The sequence below is a fragment of the Proteus sp. fly-1067 genome (genome assembly GCF_040139345.1).
Taxonomy (GTDB): Bacteria; Pseudomonadota; Gammaproteobacteria; order Enterobacterales; family Enterobacteriaceae; genus Proteus; species Proteus vulgaris_B.
In genome coordinates this window covers 19248-37734 of the sequence record NZ_JBEEUL010000013.1, presented here as the reverse complement: position 1 = coordinate 37734, position 18487 = coordinate 19248, and the positions used below count along the sequence as shown (strand labels likewise).

General features: G+C 38.0%; 17 protein-coding genes. 16 read left to right on the top strand and 1 reads right to left on the bottom strand.

The features are described from left to right. Window positions 1–126 precede the first annotated feature (126 nt). The 13 genes from pabC (at window position 127) to umoD (ending at window position 11503) form a co-directional block, all read left to right on the top strand. Window positions 127–954 carry an aminodeoxychorismate lyase gene (gene pabC / locus ABN217_RS15640; protein ID WP_196553259.1) on the top strand — a complete coding sequence of 276 codons (828 nt, stop codon included), beginning with the start codon at window positions 127–129 and terminating at the stop codon, window positions 952–954. 17 nt (window positions 955–971) lie between these two features. Beyond that, a complete protein-coding gene (mltG, locus tag ABN217_RS15635; RefSeq protein WP_196553258.1) occupies window positions 972–1994 on the top strand; it encodes an endolytic transglycosylase MltG in 1023 nt (340 codons plus the stop codon). A 2-nt stretch (window positions 1995–1996) separates the two neighbouring features. Continuing rightward, entirely contained in the window at window positions 1997–2644 is a 648-nt protein-coding gene (gene tmk, locus ABN217_RS15630; RefSeq protein WP_196553257.1) for a dTMP kinase, read from the top strand. Beyond that, window positions 2641–3624, top strand: a complete 984-nt coding sequence (gene holB, locus ABN217_RS15625) for a DNA polymerase III subunit delta' (protein WP_196553256.1) — start codon at window positions 2641–2643, stop codon at window positions 3622–3624. Before tmk ends, holB begins: the two co-directional genes overlap by 4 nt. A 78-nt stretch (window positions 3625–3702) precedes the next feature. Then, complete coding sequence (locus tag ABN217_RS15620) at window positions 3703–4488, top strand: metal-dependent hydrolase (protein WP_349459594.1); 786 nt, start codon at window positions 3703–3705, stop codon at window positions 4486–4488. 42 nt (window positions 4489–4530) lie between these two features. Then, window positions 4531–4881 carry a purine nucleoside phosphoramidase gene (gene hinT / locus ABN217_RS15615; RefSeq protein ID WP_098943364.1) on the top strand — a complete coding sequence of 117 codons (351 nt, stop codon included), beginning with the start codon at window positions 4531–4533 and terminating at the stop codon, window positions 4879–4881. 39 nt (window positions 4882–4920) lie between these two features. Next, complete coding sequence (locus ABN217_RS15610) at window positions 4921–5322, top strand: YcfL family putative periplasmic lipoprotein (RefSeq protein WP_072069893.1); 402 nt, start codon at window positions 4921–4923, stop codon at window positions 5320–5322. 17 nt (window positions 5323–5339) lie between these two features. Continuing rightward, window positions 5340–5921 (top strand): penicillin-binding protein activator LpoB, encoded by a 582-nt coding sequence (locus tag ABN217_RS15605; RefSeq protein WP_196553254.1) that lies wholly within the window; start codon window positions 5340–5342, stop codon window positions 5919–5921. Continuing rightward, window positions 5899–6798 (top strand): phosphotransferase, encoded by a 900-nt coding sequence (locus tag ABN217_RS15600; protein ID WP_197269341.1) that lies wholly within the window; start codon window positions 5899–5901, stop codon window positions 6796–6798. Before ABN217_RS15605 ends, ABN217_RS15600 begins: the two co-directional genes overlap by 23 nt. Before the next feature lie 38 nt (window positions 6799–6836). Continuing rightward, window positions 6837–7856: a beta-N-acetylhexosaminidase gene (nagZ, locus tag ABN217_RS15595; RefSeq protein WP_072069890.1), complete on the top strand. Its 1020-nt coding sequence runs from the start codon at window positions 6837–6839 to the stop codon at window positions 7854–7856. Further along, on the top strand, window positions 7853–8392 hold the full coding sequence (gene ycfP / locus ABN217_RS15590) for an alpha/beta hydrolase YcfP (RefSeq protein WP_072069889.1): 540 nt from the start codon (window positions 7853–7855) through the stop codon (window positions 8390–8392). Before nagZ ends, ycfP begins: the two co-directional genes overlap by 4 nt. A 449-nt stretch (window positions 8393–8841) precedes the next feature. Next, window positions 8842–10149, top strand: a complete 1308-nt coding sequence (locus ABN217_RS15585) for an NAD(P)/FAD-dependent oxidoreductase (protein ID WP_196553252.1) — start codon at window positions 8842–8844, stop codon at window positions 10147–10149. 853 nt (window positions 10150–11002) lie between these two features. Continuing rightward, window positions 11003–11503, top strand: coding sequence for a flagellar biogenesis regulator UmoD (gene umoD / locus ABN217_RS15580; RefSeq protein ID WP_196553251.1), 501 nt, complete (start codon window positions 11003–11005; stop codon window positions 11501–11503). Between the two features lie 86 nt (window positions 11504–11589). Here the strand turns inward: umoD and mfd are convergent, their stop codons facing one another. Further along, the gene (gene mfd, locus ABN217_RS15575) at window positions 11590–15033 is read right to left on the bottom strand and encodes a transcription-repair coupling factor (RefSeq protein ID WP_196553250.1); all 3444 of its coding nucleotides are present in this window, start codon (window positions 15031–15033) and stop codon (window positions 11590–11592) included. 193 nt (window positions 15034–15226) lie between these two features. Between mfd and lolC the strand changes: the two genes are divergently transcribed. Genes lolC through lolE form a run of 3 tightly spaced genes read left to right on the top strand, consistent with a single transcriptional unit; the run spans window position 15227 to window position 18427 of the window. Further along, a complete protein-coding gene (lolC, locus tag ABN217_RS15570; RefSeq protein ID WP_072069885.1) occupies window positions 15227–16429 on the top strand; it encodes a lipoprotein-releasing ABC transporter permease subunit LolC in 1203 nt (400 codons plus the stop codon). Window positions 16430–16469: 40 nt separating this feature from the next. Then, the gene (gene lolD / locus ABN217_RS15565; RefSeq protein WP_072069987.1) at window positions 16470–17180 is read left to right on the top strand and encodes a lipoprotein-releasing ABC transporter ATP-binding protein LolD; all 711 of its coding nucleotides are present in this window, start codon (window positions 16470–16472) and stop codon (window positions 17178–17180) included. After that, complete coding sequence (lolE, locus tag ABN217_RS15560) at window positions 17180–18427, top strand: lipoprotein-releasing ABC transporter permease subunit LolE (RefSeq protein ID WP_349459593.1); 1248 nt, start codon at window positions 17180–17182, stop codon at window positions 18425–18427. Before lolD ends, lolE begins: the two co-directional genes overlap by 1 nt. The last annotated feature ends 60 nt before the right edge of the window (window positions 18428–18487 follow it).

Below are 18487 nucleotides of genomic sequence, written 5' to 3'. Positions count from 1 at the left end.
TTGCAGAAAGTTGAAATATACTTAAAGACCCAGGATTATTCTGGGTCTTTTATTTTTGTCCTTTTACTGCCAGTTGTTTTATCATGTGCAGATTGATATCAATAACATAGATTTAGGGTGTGTTAGATGCATTGGGTAAATGGACAACAGCAACAAAATGTAGATGCAAGTGACAGAGCAGTACAGTTTGGCGATGGCTGTTTTACTACCCTAGCAATAGAGCAGGGTAAGCCTTCCATGCTATCCGCACACCTTAATCGTTTAAAACAAGGCTGTGAGGCACTTTTTCTACCTCATCCAAATTGGCCTGATTTAAAAAAGCACATTATAGATATCGCTTCTGATACTCAAGCGAAAGGTGTTATTAAAATTATTATTAGTCGTGGTTGTGGTGGCCGTGGTTATTCTTCAAATGGATTTATTACGCCAACAGTTATAACCTCATTGTCATCCTATCCTACCCATTATTCCCACCAGCAAACTGAAGGTATATCTCTGGCGATCAGTCCTGTTACTTTAGGAAAAAACCCACAATTGGCGGGAATTAAGCACCTAAATCGTTTAGAGCAGGTTCTTATTAAGCACCATTTAGAAAAAACAGAATTTGATGATGTTTTAGTATGTGATAATGAAGGATATTTAGTTGAAGCAAATGCGGCAAATCTTTTTTGGCGTAAAGGGAATACACTTTTCACACCGGATCTGACGGATTCTGGTGTAAATGGCATTATGCGCCAATCAATTATTCAATTAGCACAAAAATTGAATTGGAAAATTGTTATTGTGAGAGAGAAGCCGGAAACGCTTTATCAAGCAGATGAGGTTTGGTTAACAAATAGCTTAATGCCTGTACTTCCTGTTTCATGTATCACTTTCTCGGATGATAAGTGCTATCAGTATTCGAGTAGAGAGTATTATCATGTTGTTTTACAACACAGTTTGTCACTTAAATAGAATTTGATGAGTTATAAATGAAGATAAAAAAAATAGTATGGATAGTTTTTTTTGCCTTATTAATTAGTATTGGTGCAATTGCGTTGTATATGATGCAACATATTCGTGGCTTAGAAGAAAATGTTGTTATAAAGCAAGATGAAATGTTACTCACCGTACCAGCAGGAACAGGGCGCGTAGCCATGGAACAACTGCTAATAAAAAATAATCTACTTAACCAAGGCGATTATTTTCAAATTTTGCTAAAAGTAAAACCAGAGCTTAGCCAATTTAAAGCAGGTACATATCGTTTAACAAAAGGTATGTCTTTGCGTGATGTTTTATTATTGATCAAAAGTGGTAAAGAGGCTCAATTTACGATCCGTTTTATTGAAGGTAGCCGTTTACAAGACTGGCAATCTATTTTTGAACAAGCTCCGCAACTTATGACTGTCGCACATACAATGGATAGCGATAAATTACGTGAAGAAATAGGAATAAAACCTGAAATTACTAACCTAGAAGGTTGGTTTGCACCAGATACATACCATTACACGGCAGGTACAACAGATGTCGCAATTTTAAAGCGCGCCTACCAACAAATGGAAAAAACATTAGAAGAAGAGTGGATTAAACGCGATAGTGACCTACCGTATAAATCGGCTTATGAAATGCTTATCATGGCATCAATTATTGAAAAAGAGACGGGGATTGATGCAGAAAGAACAAAAGTCGCGTCGGTATTTATTAATCGACTAAAAACAAATATGAGATTACAGACCGATCCTACCGTGATTTATGGCTTAGGTGATAAATACAGAGGTACAATTTATCGCAGTGATTTAAATGGTTATACCCCTTATAACACGTATCAAATCGATGGATTGCCACCAACACCAATTGCGATGCCTAGTGTTGCTTCAATCAGAGCCGCTGCACATCCAGCGGATACACGTTATCTCTATTTTGTTGCGGATGGAACGGGTGGCCATAAATTTTCAACCACACTTAATGAACATAATAAAGCTGTCGCACAATATCGACGCTTACAACAAAGATAATTATGAATAACAGTAAATTTATTGTAATTGAAGGATTAGAAGGCGCTGGAAAAACGAGCGCAATTCAAACCGTTATTAATACGTTAAAAGAAAAAGACATCACCAACTTAGCATTTACCCGAGAACCGGGAGGCACCCCACTTGCTGAAAAATTACGAGAGCTTATTAAACAAGGCATTGAGGGTGAGAAAGTTACCGATAAAGCGGAACTGTTAATGCTATATGCAGCACGTGTTCAGCTCGTTGAAAACGTGATAAAACCAGCGTTAGCCGAAGGTAAATGGGTGATTGGCGATAGACACGATCTCTCTTCACAAGCCTATCAAGGCGGTGGTCGTGGCTTAGATAAAGATCTTATGCTGTCACTTCGCAATACGGTTCTTGGTGATTTTCGCCCAGACTTAACGTTATATCTTGATTTAGATCCAGCTATAGGGCTTGCAAGAGCACGCGCTAGAGGTGAATTAGACCGAATTGAAAAAGAGTCAATGGACTTTTTTTATCGCACACGTGAACGTTATCAGGCATTAACCAAAGGTGATGACTCTATTATTACAATAGATGCATCTCAAACTATCGATAAAGTTCAAGCGGATATTCGCCAAGCACTCACTACATGGTTAGTCCAGCAGGAAAATAAAGTATTATGAATTGGTATCCTTGGCTAAATCAGGCATATCGGCAACTTATTAGCATGTATCAAGAAGGGCGTGGTCATCATGCTTTGCTTTTACATGCGACCGAAGGAATGGGAGCAGATGCTCTCTCTTATGGATTAAGCCGTTGGTTAATGTGTCAGAATAAACAGGGATTAAAAAGCTGTAATGAGTGCCATAGTTGCCGCTTGATGCTTGCCGAAACACATCCTGATTGGCATCTTTTGCAAAATGAAAAGGGCAAGACATCTATTGGCGTAGAAGCCGTTAGAAAAGTGACAGAAAAACTGGAACAACATGCTCAGCAAAGCGGTGCAAGAGTTGTTTGGATCAAAGAGGTTGAAGCCTTAACTGAGGCTGCGGCAAATGCATTACTCAAAACGTTAGAAGAGCCCCCTAAAAATACGTATTTTTTACTTAATTGCCAGCAACCTGAAGTTTTGTTAGCTACATTGCGTAGCCGCTGTTTTTATTACCATTTAGCCTCGCCTGATCATCAGCACGCTACCCATTGGATACAACAGCAGTTGCCGAATGTCTCTTACGCTAATAGTGTAACTGCGTTAAATTTGTCACAGAATGCACCAATAGCGGCACTTTCATTATTGAAAGATGAATGGCAAGAAAGAGAAACTTTTTGTCAAGCGTTATATTCAAGTTTACAACGGCATGATTTATTTGGGTTTCTTCCACAGCTAAATCAAGATAATGTAGATCGTCGCTTGTATTGGTTGTTATCGCTTTTACTCGATGCATTAAAGTATCAAACAAATGCACAAGCTTATTGTATCAACCAAGATCAACAACCTTTAATTATGGCGTTATCACAATCGCCTTCAAATATTGTGTTAGCCATTATTGATGGATGGAAACAGTGTCGTTATCAGCTAATGACCATTCCAGCCTTAAATAAAGAGTTATTACTAGCAGAACAGTTACTAGATTGGGAAAATCAGTTAGTAACACAACATTAATTAGCAGCATAAAATTAATTGTGATCTAGCCGTAATAAAAAACACCTATAAGTCATACCAGATAAATGAGAGTACGTTATGTTTTTAGTTGATTCACACTGCCATCTCGACAGCTTAGATTATGAAAAACTACATAAAAATATTGATGATGTTGTCGAAAAAGCACAGCAGCGTGATGTTCAATATATGCTAGCTGTAGCAACAACTTTGCCAGGTTTCAAAAATATGCGTGAACTTATCGGCAAACGTGACAATATTGCATTCTCTTGTGGTATTCATCCCTTGAATTTAGACGAAGGCTACGATGTTGAAGAATTAACGCGCTTAGCTGCTGCACCTGATGTTGTGGCTTTAGGTGAAACAGGTCTGGATTACTATTACCAACAAGAAAATGCAGCATTACAACGTGAAATTTTCCGTGAGCATATCCGTATTGGCAGACAAGTTAACAAACCCGTTATCGTGCATACACGTAGCGCACGTGAAGATACGTTATCGATTTTAAAAGAAGAGAATGTGCAAGATTGTGGTGGTGTATTGCATTGCTTTACTGAAGATAAAGAAACGGCAACAGCATTGCTCGACCTTGGAATGTATATCTCTTTTTCAGGTATTGTGACATTTAGAAATGCGGAACAAATTAGAGAAGCTGCACGTATTGTTCCTCTTGATAGAATTTTAGTTGAAACAGATTCCCCATATTTAGCGCCAGTTCCTCATCGCGGCAAAGAAAATCAACCCGCTTATGTTCGTGACGTTGCAGAATATATGGCTGTATTAAAAGGGGTGAGTGTCGAGGAGTTAGCACAACAAACAACGCGCAATTTTGCTAAGCTCTTTTATATTCAAAACTTACCTGCTTAATTGAATTAATCAGGAATTAAAATAAATAATAAGGTGATGGTAATGGCAGAAGAAACAATTTTCAGTAAAATTATTCGTGGTGAAATTCCGGCTAATATTGTTTTTCAAGATGATACAGTCACTGCATTTCGTGATATTTCGCCACAAGCACCCACACATATTTTGATTATTCCTAATAAACTTATCCCTACGGTAAATGATGTTACTGTTGAAGATGAACAAGTGTTAGGACACCTATTTGTTGTTGCTGCAAAAATAGCTCAACAAGAAGGTATTGCTGAAGATGGTTATCGCCTAGTGATGAACTGTAATAAACATGGTGGACAAGAAGTTTTCCATATTCACATGCATTTATTAGGTGGAAAACCATTAGGGCCATTATTAAGTCAATGATCGATATGATGCTAAAAGCGAGATAACAGGAAGTAATACATGATAAGACAAAGTAAGGCTATTTACTCATTACTTATCGCTATGTGTATGACGACATTGCTCTCTGGGTGTTTATCATCTCATTCAGATAATAAACTCTATTTTAATCGGCAGCAGGCTATTATTATGGAGCCTTCGGTCTTAGCTGTGGGAATTGTGGCAGGACAACCGATCCTTGAACACCATACTAACGGCACAAGAGCGACAGTTATGCTATCAAATACACAATCTTACCCTGTTTCAATTCGCTATCGCTTTTACTGGTATAACGAACAAGGGCTTGAAGTATCCCCGGCTGGACATGTAAATGATGTAACTATTCTTGGTGATGGAGATACGGAAATTAGCGCTGATGTTCCAGATAAAACCATTAGTTATGTCAGAGTTTATCTTTTTACTTAGGATAAGGTAACGCGAGTATGAAAAGACTTCTATTTGTGGCGATGTCTGTGTTTTTATTAGCAGGTTGTCCGTCTATGTTGCCACAACAACCTCCTGTGCCCGTAGAGCCAGTAACGCCGACAGAGCCTGTAGAGCCTCCTAAACCGATAGAGCCACCAATTGAAGTAGTACCAACACCACCTAAAATCACCAGTATTAATTGGAATAATGTGGTAACTCCTTTAATTAGAGAGATGGCGGTTACTGACGATTTAGAAACGGGTAAATTAATTGTCATTGATAATGTCAAAAATAATTCAGGTGGAAATATCCAAGCAGTAAATGCAACCAATGCAATTATAGAATCAGTTAATAGCATTAGTTCATTACAAACAGTACCTTATGCACAAATGATGTCAGCACGAAAAGCGCTCGGCTTATCAGGAGAGGACAGTTTAGGTCTTCGTAGTGCTGCTATTGGGTTAGCGCGGAATTTAAAAGCAGATTATATTTTATTCTCAACTGTTGATGGCAAAAAAGATAACCGCGTTATTAGTATGCAATTAATGTCAGTTTCTTCTGGCGAAATTCTTTGGAATGGACGCAACAAGGTTGAGTGATCGGTATGACTCAAGTTTACTTAATGCCTTGCAAACACTTTTCCCTGCAACGGCATTAAGTAAATGGAGAATAACGGCATTAACAGGATTAGGCGGTGGGTCTTTTCGTGTGCAATGTGCTGATATTGATTGGATTGCTCGCTACTACGGAGATGAAAGAAAAGAACTTTATGTACACGGAAGAAAAGAATACGCCATTTTAAAACAACTGGCGGGTCTTGATTTATCCCCTGAAGTTGCAACACGCCATGGAGAATGGTTTTTTCTTCATTGGTTATCCGGTGAGCACCTTACCCATCAATCACTTTTTAGTGTCTATTTAAAGCCATTAGCTGAAAAAATAGCAACGTTACATCAGCAAACACCATTTGGTTTTCCTCTTAATTTAAACCATGAGTTATCCCTTTATTGGCAACAAATCGATAGAAAGCGGTTATCCGCTAAATGGCTACGCTTACAACAACATTTTTTACGTCAACCTCAACGGGATCTCATAAAATACGCGCCAGCTCACATGGATTTGCACGTTGAGAATATTCTTCTTAGTGATTCAGGTATAAAATTTATTGATTGGGAATATGCGGCTGATATTGATACAGCTGATTCATTAATGACGTTCTTTGCCACTAATCAATTAGATGAAATGCAACAAACGGCATTTTTAGATTATTATTGTTCGTATCATAGTCATTATACAGAGCAAAAAGAGGTTTACTTTTATTCTGTCAGAGAGTTAAGAAAGCGTATTTTTTCAAGAGAACCATTCATTTTTTATATGATGCTAATGTGGTATGAAGTTCGTTGGCAACAAACAAAAAATGGATCATTTTTAATAATGTCTGAACCTTTACGTCGTTATTTTAGTCTGACAAATTAAAGACATTATCTTGTCACAATTACAAAGAGAGGAATGTTATGGGTCCAGTAATGCTTGATGTTGAAGGATATGAACTCGATAGTGAAGAGCGTGAAATTTTAAAGCATCCTCTTGTCGGTGGATTAATCCTTTTTACCCGCAACTTCCACGATGCTGAACAATTAAATGAATTAGTCCGTCAAATTCGTGATGCATCTCATGAACGTCTAGTGATTGCCGTTGACCAAGAAGGTGGTCGGGTACAACGTTTCCGAGATGGTTTTACACGGATACCCGCGGCACAATCCTATGCAGCATTAAATGAAAGTTATCAAGCTAGCCATTTAGCACAAGAAGCTGGGTGGTTAATGGCATCAGAAATGATTGCCATGGATATTGATATCAGTTTTGCACCTGTGCTCGACTTAGGTCATAACTGTATTGCGATTGGTGAGCGTTCTTTCCATGATTCACCTGAGATTGCCATGACAATGGCAGAGAGCTTTATTAAAGGTATGCGCTCTGCGGGCATGAAATCAACAGGTAAACACTTTCCTGGCCACGGCGCGGTAAGGGCTGACTCTCATAAAGAAACACCTCGTGACGATCGCTCTTTAAATGATATTCGCCAACGTGATATGTCTATTTTCAAAGACTTTATTCAACGCCAGTTATTAGATGCGATTATGCCGGCTCATGTTATTTATTCTCAGGTTGATGATCGTCCAGCAAGTGGTTCATCCTACTGGTTGAAATCAATTCTACGAGAACAACTTGGCTTCCAAGGCGTTATTTTCTCTGATGATTTATCCATGGAAGGTGCTGCTATTATGGGTAGTTATGCAGAAAGAGCACAGCGCTCCCTTGATGCGGGTTGTGATATGCTTTTAGTGTGTAATAACCGAAAAGGGGCTGTGAGTGTGTTAGATAACCTGTCCTCAGTCAAAGCAGAACGTATTTCCACATTGTACCATCACCGTGGTCGTTACACATTGAGTGAGCTACAAACTTCTGATCGCTGGAAAAAAGCGAATCAGTTGCTGACCCAATTACAGGAGCAATGGCAGGAGCGCGCATGATTATATATTTACATGGTTTTGATTCCACAAGTCCTGGAAATCATGAGAAAGTTTTACAGCTACAGTTTATTGATCCTGACGTTCGTTTTCTAAGCTACAGTACCTTGCATCCTCGTCATGATATGCAACATTTACTGAAAGAAACGGATAAAGTGATTAAATCCACTAAAGAGCCCGTATTAATTTGCGGTGTTGGGTTAGGGGGATATTGGGCAGAGCGTATTGGTTTCTTATGTAATATTCGTCAGGTAATGATTAATCCTAATCTTTTTCCTTATGAAAATATGACTGATAAGATCGACAGGCCTGAAGAATATTTAGATATAGCAACGAAATGCATTAAAGATTTTCGTTCTAAAAACAAAGATAATGCTTTAGTGATTTTATCTCGCAATGATGAGATCTTAGATAATCAGCGTTCTGCTGATGAATTATCACCTTATTATTCTGTGATTTGGGATGAAGTGCAGATGCATAAATTTAAGAGTCTCTCTGAGCATCTATTTAAAATTAAAGCATTTTATAGCAAAAAATAAGATTAAAATCGTTTCTAAAAAATGGGTGGTTTTCCATCCATTTTTATTTTTACCCGTCTAAGATTTTTATCTCTTTCTTACTTCCTTCAACTTTAGAACAATTGTTTTAAGATGAGATTTTCATCAGCTAATGATCAAAGCCTGTTTTATTACACTAATGTCTCTTTTTATGCTCTAACTTTTTGTATTTATTTAAAAATCCATTATGTATATCTTTCTGGTGGTTGTTTAATCATCAAATAAAGGTACGTTATCGTCGATTTCTTCAAAAAAGAGATATGAATATTCAACTATTTTTGATATAAATCAACTTTGGTATGACCATCTTTCCAATTACTTTGTTTAAGAACAAAAATAACAGCCGAAACGATTTAACTGTCGTTATATAAGTAGATTTCACCAAGGCTATTTAAATAACAACAGTAAATATCTTTATGGAGTGACGTTAAATGTCATTAACAAAAATTGTTATTGTCGGTGGTGGCGCTGGTGGCTTGGAACTTGCGACAAAATTAGGCAATAAATTAGGCCGCAGCAAAAAAGCAGAAATCACCTTAGTCGATCGTAATAATAGCCATTTATGGAAACCGTTATTACATGAAGTAGCAACAGGCTCTTTAGACGATGGAGTTGATGCGTTAAGTTATTTAGCTCATGGTTATAACCATCATTTTAACTTCCAATTAGGCTCACTTATGGGCCTTGATCGTGAACAAAAAAATATTACATTAGCGGCTATCTATGATGAAGGCCAAGAATTGCTCGTCCCTGAACGCACGCTTGATTATGATATTTTAGTCATGGCATTAGGCAGTAAATCGAATGATTTTGGTACTCCAGGCATTAAAGAAAACTGTATTTTCTTAGATAGCCCACAACAAGCCCATCGTTTCCATAATGAAATGCTGAATTTATTTTTGAAATATTCAGCTGATGCTAATGCACAAGCTGAAGATCGCAAAGTGAATATCGCTATTGTTGGTGGTGGTGCAACGGGAGTTGAACTTTCTGCTGAACTACACAATGCAGTGCGCCAATTAAATAGTTATGGATTAAAAAAATTAGCGCCTTCTGCATTAAATATCACTTTAGTTGAAGCGGGAGAGCGAATTCTTCCTGCATTACCAGTACGTATTTCGAGCGCAGCACATCATGAATTAACAAAATTAGGTGTGCGAGTCATGACCAAAACTATGGTCACAAGTGCAGATGAAGGTGGATTAAACACTAAAGAAGGTGAGCATATTGATGCTGACTTAATGGTGTGGGCAGCAGGTATTAAAGCACCTGATTTTATGAAAGAGATCGCAGGGCTAGAAACCAATCGTATTAATCAATTGGTTGTTAAGCCGACTTTGCAAACATCTTTAGATGAATCGATTTTTGCTATTGGTGACTGTGCATCATGTCCTCGTAAAGAAGGTGGCTTTGTTCCACCAAGAGCACAATCGGCACATCAAATGGCGAGTCGCTGTTATAGCAATATTATTGCAATGTTAAAAAATAAGCCGTTAAAAGATTATGTGTTTACTGACCACGGTTCATTAGTTTCTCTTTCTAAATTTAGTACAGTAGGAAGTTTAATGGGCAATCTGATGAAAGGTGACATGATGATCGAAGGGAGGATTGCTCGGATTGTTTACATCTCTTTATATCGAATGCATCAAATTGCATTACATGGTTATATCAAAACAGGGCTTATGATGTTGGTTGGTTCTATCAACAGAGTGATCAGACCTAAGCTAAAACTTCATTAATTTATCTTTTGCTTTGCAAGTAAGGCAAAAGTTATCTTTTTAAACCCTCATATAATATGAGGGTTTTTTATCTGTTTTTTCTTTCAAATTAAATAATTAAATGAGAATATCTAAATAAGATAAATAATCTCAGCATAAATGACTAGATGATTTATCTGTTTATATCAAAAATAACCAGTAACTCTAAAGTTCAATAAGACAATAGTAAATATAATTTTATCATTAAGAATAAATGAGTAATATTAAAGCTCGGCTCTGTTTTTGGTTATTATGCTGAATTATTTAAGACTTTTCTTAAATAAAAAATGATGTTTAATTCATTAATTAATCAAATAAAGTGTTATGGTATTTCTTTAATTTGTATTAAAAATATAATAAGTAAAAAACGTTAAAGTTAAGCTTAACTTGTTATTTTTACTCAATTTTAATTGATTAAAATATTTTCATAAGTCTTGGAGATAAATTTTAAAATATGAATTTAAAATGAAATGCCACATATTTCTAAGCAACAATTGTTAACCTCGTGTTATCATAATGATGTATTATAAATAGTATAACGATTTCAATTTTTTCAGAAAAATAAATTAAGACCACTCTTAATATAATAGGTAAATCCTAAAAAAGTGGTGATATTTATTTAATTAAGTAATTAAAACAGAAATAAGTGGTGTATTTAACATGTCATAAATACGTAGTTTGCTTATTATGCTAATCAGCATGGATGTTGAATTAAGCTATCAGATAGAGAGTTCATTTATTGAATACTAAATATATTAGCCAGTTATCGTAAAACAGTGGCTTTGTATTGCATATCTGTAGCAATTAAGGATAAAACAGATAAAAAGGGGTAAAAGTGAGTGTTGATGTCAGAAAGTACACACTGATAGGACTAATCATTGCATTAGCTATTCTTTTATTTATTGCGTGGAGGTGGGTTTTCCCCCAGCCTCAATTTGCTCATGTCGTTTCCGCTACACCGATTAAATCAACGGTATTTGTGACAGAAGAATACTGTCATCGAATCGGCTTACCAACACCTTTTACACCCGAAAAATTGTCACGATTTCATCCAGCAGAGCAAGAATGTCGTGTGTTTTACATGATTGAAGCACTTAATAACAGCAATATTGCAAATTTCCCTTATCCTCAATTCAAAGAGTGTATTCCTATTTATCGACAAGAACGTAGAACTGTGGGTTATGATGTGCTTTACACTATCGATGGCACGCCAGGTAAAGTGCGCACCACGTTTAAACCTGGTGAAGTTATTGCTTTAGATGCTGATGGTAGGCTGATCTTAGAACAAGAACCCTATTGTTCAATGAATGAAAAAGTCCCTTGCCGTAAAGATTAATACCAATAATATAAAAAGGCGTAATGAAGGAGAAGATCACTTCAGTTACGCCTTTTTATTAGCTTAAAGAACGGTTAGCTCTCGTGTTATTTCATCTTATGATCATCGAATGCACTTAACATATCATCAATAAAAGTAAGACGCTTTTCGCGTTCAGCTAAATCAATAATAAACTTCAATTTAGATGGGCCGTCTAAGCGGAAAACTGTAGGTTGTTCTTGAAGCAAGCTAATCAAATAGCCTGGATCAACCTTATTTTTTTCGCCAAACTCAATGAATCCACCTTTGTCATGGGCTTCAATACGAGTAATACCGAGGCTCATGGCATTTAAACGAATGGCCGCATTACGCAGTAAATAACGACCAGCATCAGGTAATTTACCAAATCTATCAATTAACTCTGCTCTTAAATCATTAAGCTCATTTAAATCAATCGCACTTGCAATTCGTTTATAGAATGAGAGTCTGACATTTACATCTGGAATGTAATCATCAGGCAATAAGACAGGCATTCTTAATTCAATTTCTGTTTGTTGATTAGTGAGATCTTCAAGTGATGGCTCTCTGCCATCTTTAAGGGCTTCTACTGCGCTTTCTAATAACTCCATATAAAGTGAGAAGCCTACGGTATTCATTTGACCGCTTTGTTCTTCACCAAGTAATTCACCCGCACCTCGAATTTCCAAATCATGTGTTGCCAATGCGAAACCGGCGCCCAGATCTTCTAGTGAAGCAATCGCCTCTAAACGTTTATGTGCATCTTTTGTCATGGCTTTAGGATGTGGCGTTAACAAATAAGCATAAGCTTGATGATGAGAACGACCTACACGACCACGTAACTGATGTAATTGCGCTAAACCAAAGTGATCGGCACGTTCAATAATAATGGTATTCGCGCTTGGTATATCAATACCCGTTTCGATGATGGTGGTGCAAAGTAACACATTAAAACGTTGATGGTGGAAATCATTCATCACACGTTCAAGTTCACGTTCACGCATTTGCCCATGACCAATTCCAATACGTGCCTCAGGTACAAGTGTAGCCAGTCTCTCACGCGCCTTTTCAATATTTTCAACATCGTTATACAAATAATAGACTTGCCCACCACGTAATGTTTCACGCAAGATGGCTTCACGTACCACTAAATCATCATATTCCCGCACAAATGTTTTTACGGATAAACGACGTGCAGGCGGCGTTGCGATAATAGAAAGATCACGCATACCACTCATGGCCATATTTAACGTACGAGGAATAGGCGTTGCTGTCAGTGTTAAAATATCTACATTAGCACGCATGGCTTTAATGCGTTCTTTGTGGCGAACGCCAAAGCGATGCTCTTCATCAACAATGAGGAGTCCTAAATCTTTCCAGTGAATGCTAGGTTGCAGTAATTTGTGTGTCCCAATGACAATATCAACAGTACCTTCAGCCAGTTTTTCTGTAATTTGTTGCTGTTCTTTTGCACTGCGAAAACGGGAGATCATCTCAATATTAACGGGCCAATTGGCAAAACGATCGCGGAAATTATCAAAATGCTGCTGGGCCAATAGGGTGGTTGGGACTAAAATCGCAACTTGTTTATTATTGTTAACCGCGAGGAATGCCGCGCGCATTGCCACTTCTGTTTTACCAAAACCAACATCACCACAGACTAATCTGTCCATTGAAATGGCTTGGCACATATCACTTAATACGGCATTGATCGCTGTTTCTTGATCGGGAGTGGTTTCAAAAGGAAAGCTTTGTCGGAATGCGTGATACTGCTCTTTATCCATTTTAAAGGCAAATCCCGTTTTTATTTCTCGCTGGGCATAAACATCTAACAGCTCTGCTGCAACATCACGGACTTTTTCAGCTGCTTTTTGACGAGCTCTTACCCATGCATCGCCCCCCAATTTATGTAAAGGGGCATTTTCATCAGCACCACCGGAATAACGACTGATTAAATGCAATGATGAAACAGGGACATAAAGCTTGTCATTACCTGCGTAGCTTAACATCAAGTATTCAGCTTTAACGCCTCCCGCTTCTAAGGTTGTCATGCCTTGATAGCGTCCAACACCATGCTGAAGATGAACAACTGGTTGACCTATGCTTAATTCGGCAAGGTTACGAATTAAAGTATCGGTATTAATTGCTCGGCGATTGTCTTGACGACGGCGATTAATTCGTTCGCCTAACATATCGCTTTCACAGATCATGGCTAATTGACGATGATTATCAATAAAACCGTGTTCAGCTGCACCAATAATAAAATAGGCTCCTTTTTCTTGGGCATCTGATAACTCAATGATCTGTTTAGGTGCAATTTTTATCCGTGATAACAGTTCTTGTACTGTTTCACGTCGGCCTTCGCTCTCAACAGAGAAAATCACACTACCTGAAAATTGTTCTTGGAATCGACGTAGATTGTCTAAAGGGGATTTGCTTTGTGCGTTGATCGATAAATCAGGAAGTGGTTGATAACCTAAATTAGTTTGTCCAGCTTTTTCTGGCAATGTTTCTGTTTTAAGTTGAATTCGTGGCCACTGTTTAAGTTCTTTATTAAATTTATCAACACTAAGCCAAATATCATCAGGAGGAAGCAATGGTCGCATTGGGTCAACACGACGGCTTTCAAAACGCTGGTTGATGTCTTGCCAGAATTTATCTGCAAAATCTTGTAGATCTTGCGTCACTATCAGCGTGTTTTTAGGAAAATAAGCAAATAAGTTAGATAACGGTTGTTCAAAAAACAGCGATTGCCAATATTCAATCCCAGTAGGCAATATGTGTTTGCTGACTTGCTGATAAATATGTTCAGGATCGCGTCTTACATCAAAGCGCTCACGCCACTGACTACGAAAAAGCTCAATTGCATTGGCATCAGTAGGAAATTCATGTGCGGGCAATAAATTTATTTGCTCCACTTCTATTAATGTTCTTTGGGTATCAACATCAAAAGTACGCAGGCTATCAATTTCATCGTCGAAAAAATCAATACGATAAGGAAATTCACTTCCCATAGGAAATAAGTCAAGCAATGCACCGCGTGTTGCATATTCACCGTGTTCTAATACTTGCTCTACATGGCGATATCCCGCTTCATCGAGTGTTTTACGTAAATTATCACGAGAAAGTATCTCTCCTTTTTGCATTACCAACGCATGACTTGCGAGATAATCCGTAGGGCAAACTTTCTGCATTAACGTATTGACGGGTAAGATTAAAATTCCCTTGAGAAGTGATGGAATACGGTATAGCGTAGAAAGGCGGTTTGAGATAATTTCTTGGTGAGGTGAAAAACTGTCATAAGGCAGCGTTTCCCAATCCGATAATGTCTCTACTGGATAATCACAAAACTGACGGATTTCATCTTGTAAACGTAATGCATTTTGCATGTCACGAGTAACAAGGACGACTAATCCAGAATGACGTTTGATGATCTCTGCACATTCTAGAGCACAAGCGGCACCAGTCAGTTGACCTAGCTGGCGAGTATCCCCTTGTTTTATAGGAAGTTGATAACGATATTCTGAGGACATAAGCGTGTAATGTGAACTCTTTGTTGTAGTTAACTCCCAACACATCTTCAGCGTACTCGCTAAAGCTTAAACTGGCGGGCAGGTTAAGATAAAAGAAAAACCACAGTTTGGGAATAGAGTGGTTCCATTCAGTAAGACTACCCTTTATTATCCCTGAACACTTCGCATTAGCAACAGGAACAGCACAGATTTCATGTACAATTCTGTCTCATTTTATATAGGGCTCCGTTATATGCGGGGTCGCGCGGTCGATAAGTTCGGTCGCTTCGTCTCATGGCTATCCGCTTTAGGGATCATGTTAGGTGTAGCAGCGCTTATCACAGTGACTTCTGTCATGAATGGTTTTGAGCGTTCATTGCAAGAAAGCATTCTTGCTTATCTTCCACAAGCCATAGTGACATCACCTAACGGGCAATTACCCCGACAATCAAATATAGCCGAAAATCTACTGACGCGAGAAGGTATCATAAACGTTGTCCCTTTAGTAGAAGGTGATGTTGTTTTGCAGAGTAAAGATAATATCAGCGTTGGTGTCATGTTAGGGATTGAAAAAGCACAAGATGAACCTTTAACAAAACATATTCGTTATGGTGATTTCTCTATGCTTAAATCGGGTGAATATGGCGTGATCTTAGGAAGTGGCTTAGCTAAACAACTAAAAGCAAAAGAAGGGGATAAAATCCGTCTGATTGTGCCAAGTGTTAGTCAACTCACTCCAATGGGAAGATTACCCAGTCAACGATTATTTACTGTTAAAGGTATTTTCCAAAGTGGTGGGGATGCTGACGCTTCTCAAATTCTAGTCAATCAACAAGATGCGGCGCGTTTAATGCGTTATCAGCCTGGTAATATTACAGGGTGGCGTCTTTTCTTTTCTGATCCTCTCAATATTGAAAAATACAGTGCTAAGCCTTTAGCTACAAACTTAAGTTGGAAAGATTGGCGCGAACGTAAAGGTGAATTTTTCCAGGCAGTTAAAATGGAAAAAAATATGATGGGATTATTATTAAGCTTAATTATTGCTGTGGCTGCTTTTAATATTATTACCTCACTTTCTTTATTAGTGATGGAAAAACAAGGAGAAGTAGCTATTTTGCAAACTATGGGCTTAAAACGTTCCCAGATTATGTCCATTTTTATGTTGCAAGGTGCTGGTGCCGGTATGTTAGGTGCAGTTGCTGGTGGTCTTTTGGGGGCATTACTCTCTAGCCAGTTAAATACTATTATGCCAGCGGTAGGGCTTATTCCACAAGGTGTTGAATTACCTGCAACGCTTGAATGGGGAAGAGTATTTATGATTGGCTTTGCAGCCATTGTGATTTCCCTTTTATCTACTTTATACCCGTCTTGGCGGGCCGCGACTATTCAGCCAGCAGAGGCGCTACGTTATGAGTAATTCTTCTATTAATAAACAGCCAATGGCATCAGAAAAAAACATGCAAATTGACAAAAATTGTTTATTGGATTGTCACGCCCTGTGTAAACAATACCAAGACGGTACAATTTCAACCCAAGTGCTGAAATCGGTTTCATTTAAAATGGAAAAAGGCGATTTTTTAGCGATTGTGGGTAGTTCTGGTTCAGGCAAAAGTACCTTATTGCATTTATTAGGTGGCTTAGATTCACCGACATCTGGCGAAGTCTTCTTTGAAGGGCAATCACTCAATACATTATCTTCTTCAGAAAAAGCCGACCTGCGTAATACACAACTGGGTTTTATTTATCAATTCCATCACTTATTACCGGATTTTACTGCACTTGAAAATGTGGCAATGCCATTAATGATTGGTGGGGTTAGTGTTGCAAAGGCGAAAGAGAAAGCAATGTCTTTACTTGAAGCGGTTGGCTTAAAAGAGCGTGCTCATCATCGTCCTTCAGAGCTTTCAGGTGGCGAAAGACAACGTGTTGCGATTGCGAGAGCATTGGTTAACGATCCTGCATTAGTACTTGCGGATGAACCAACAGGTAATCTTGATCAGAAAAACGCCGAAGGTATTTTCGAGTTATTGATTAAATTAAATAAAGAGAAGCAAACTGCTTTTCTGGTGGTGACGCATGATTTATCACTGGCGGCTCGTTTTCAGCGTCAACTTGAAATGAAAGATGGTCAATTACAGCCACAAAATATGATTTCAGGAGTGAAATAATGGCGCAATTGCCACTTGCATTAGTGACCGCATTACGTTTTTCAAGAGGGCGAAAACGTGCGGGAATGGTTTCGTTAATCTCGGTTATTTCAACACTGGGCATTATGCTTGGCGTGGCTGTTTTAATTATTGGCTTAAGTGCCATGAATGGCTTTGAGCGCGAATTAAAAAACCGTATTTTATCGGTAGTGCCTCATGGGCAAATCTATTCAGTAGAACAGCCATTTGTACAATGGCAATCGGCATTACCTCGAATTGAAAAAACATCAGGAGTTGTCGCGGCCGCGCCGTATATCTTATTAACGGGATTGTTAGAGAAAGGAACTGAATTAAAAGCAGTGCAAGTTATGGGAGTATCTCCTGAAAAACAAGGAGATATCAGCTTATTACCTCGCTATGTACAAAATAATGCATGGCAAGATTTTCGTGCGGGTAAGCAACAAATTATTGTTGGGCAAGGTGTTGCAGACGCATTAAAAATTAAACCGGGTGATTGGCTAACGGTATTAATCCCGAATAATGATGATCCAACTAAGTTATTACAGCCTAAACGTATTCGCTTACAAGTTAGTGGCATATTTAAATTGAGTGGAATGCTCGATCACCAATTAGCATTAATTCCTCTAGCAGATGCTCAACAATATATGGATTACGGCCAAGGTATTACAGGAATTGAAGTGAAAACGGTTGATCCGTTTTTGGCTAATGAAATTATTCATAATGCGGGTTTAAATAGTGAAGAGTATGTTTATGCTAAAAGTTGGATAAGTGACTATGGCTATATGTATAGCGATATTCAAATGATCCGTAGCATTATGTATTTATCCATGATCTTAGTGATTGGTGTGGCTTGTTTTAATATTGTATCGACGCTGATTATGGCGGTAAGAGATAAAAGCAGTGACATTGCTATTTTACGTACGCTCGGCGCACGTGATAGTCATATCCGTAATATCTTTTTATGGTACGGCTTATTATCAGGCATGATTGGCTGTATTGCAGGCGTCATTTTTGGTGTATTAGTGGCTTATAATTTGACACCTTTAGTTTCTGTTGTTGAATCATTAACAGGGCATAGTGTACTTTCTGGTGATGTTTATTTTGTCGATTTCCTCCCTTCAGAAGTACATTTGATTGATGTTTTTTCTGTATTTATCACCACTGTGATCTTAAGCCTGATAGCAAGTTGGTATCCTGCTCGTCGAGCCACTAAACTAGATCCTGCAAGAATTTTAAGTGGACAATAAGTTTATTGACATACAAAGAAGAAAAAACACTTAAAATAGTAACGCTAGAAACGCAATATT

Coding starts and splice junctions, on each gene's coding strand:
- pabC (WP_196553259.1), top strand. CDS start 127: ATGCATTGGGTAAATGGACAACAGCAACAAAATGTAGATGCAAGTGAC.
- mltG (WP_196553258.1), top strand. CDS start 972: ATGAAGATAAAAAAAATAGTATGGATAGTTTTTTTTGCCTTATTAATT.
- tmk (WP_196553257.1), top strand. CDS start 1,997: ATGAATAACAGTAAATTTATTGTAATTGAAGGATTAGAAGGCGCTGGA.
- holB (WP_196553256.1), top strand. CDS start 2,641: ATGAATTGGTATCCTTGGCTAAATCAGGCATATCGGCAACTTATTAGC.
- ABN217_RS15620 (WP_349459594.1), top strand. CDS start 3,703: ATGTTTTTAGTTGATTCACACTGCCATCTCGACAGCTTAGATTATGAA.
- hinT (WP_098943364.1), top strand. CDS start 4,531: ATGGCAGAAGAAACAATTTTCAGTAAAATTATTCGTGGTGAAATTCCG.
- ABN217_RS15610 (WP_072069893.1), top strand. CDS start 4,921: ATGATAAGACAAAGTAAGGCTATTTACTCATTACTTATCGCTATGTGT.
- ABN217_RS15605 (WP_196553254.1), top strand. CDS start 5,340: ATGAAAAGACTTCTATTTGTGGCGATGTCTGTGTTTTTATTAGCAGGT.
- ABN217_RS15600 (WP_197269341.1), top strand. CDS start 5,899: ATGGACGCAACAAGGTTGAGTGATCGGTATGACTCAAGTTTACTTAAT.
- nagZ (WP_072069890.1), top strand. CDS start 6,837: ATGGGTCCAGTAATGCTTGATGTTGAAGGATATGAACTCGATAGTGAA.
- ycfP (WP_072069889.1), top strand. CDS start 7,853: ATGATTATATATTTACATGGTTTTGATTCCACAAGTCCTGGAAATCAT.
- ABN217_RS15585 (WP_196553252.1), top strand. CDS start 8,842: ATGTCATTAACAAAAATTGTTATTGTCGGTGGTGGCGCTGGTGGCTTG.
- mfd (WP_196553250.1), bottom strand. CDS start 15,033: ATGTCCTCAGAATATCGTTATCAACTTCCTATAAAACAAGGGGATACT.
- lolC (WP_072069885.1), top strand. CDS start 15,227: ATGTACAATTCTGTCTCATTTTATATAGGGCTCCGTTATATGCGGGGT.
- lolD (WP_072069987.1), top strand. CDS start 16,470: ATGCAAATTGACAAAAATTGTTTATTGGATTGTCACGCCCTGTGTAAA.
- lolE (WP_349459593.1), top strand. CDS start 17,180: ATGGCGCAATTGCCACTTGCATTAGTGACCGCATTACGTTTTTCAAGA.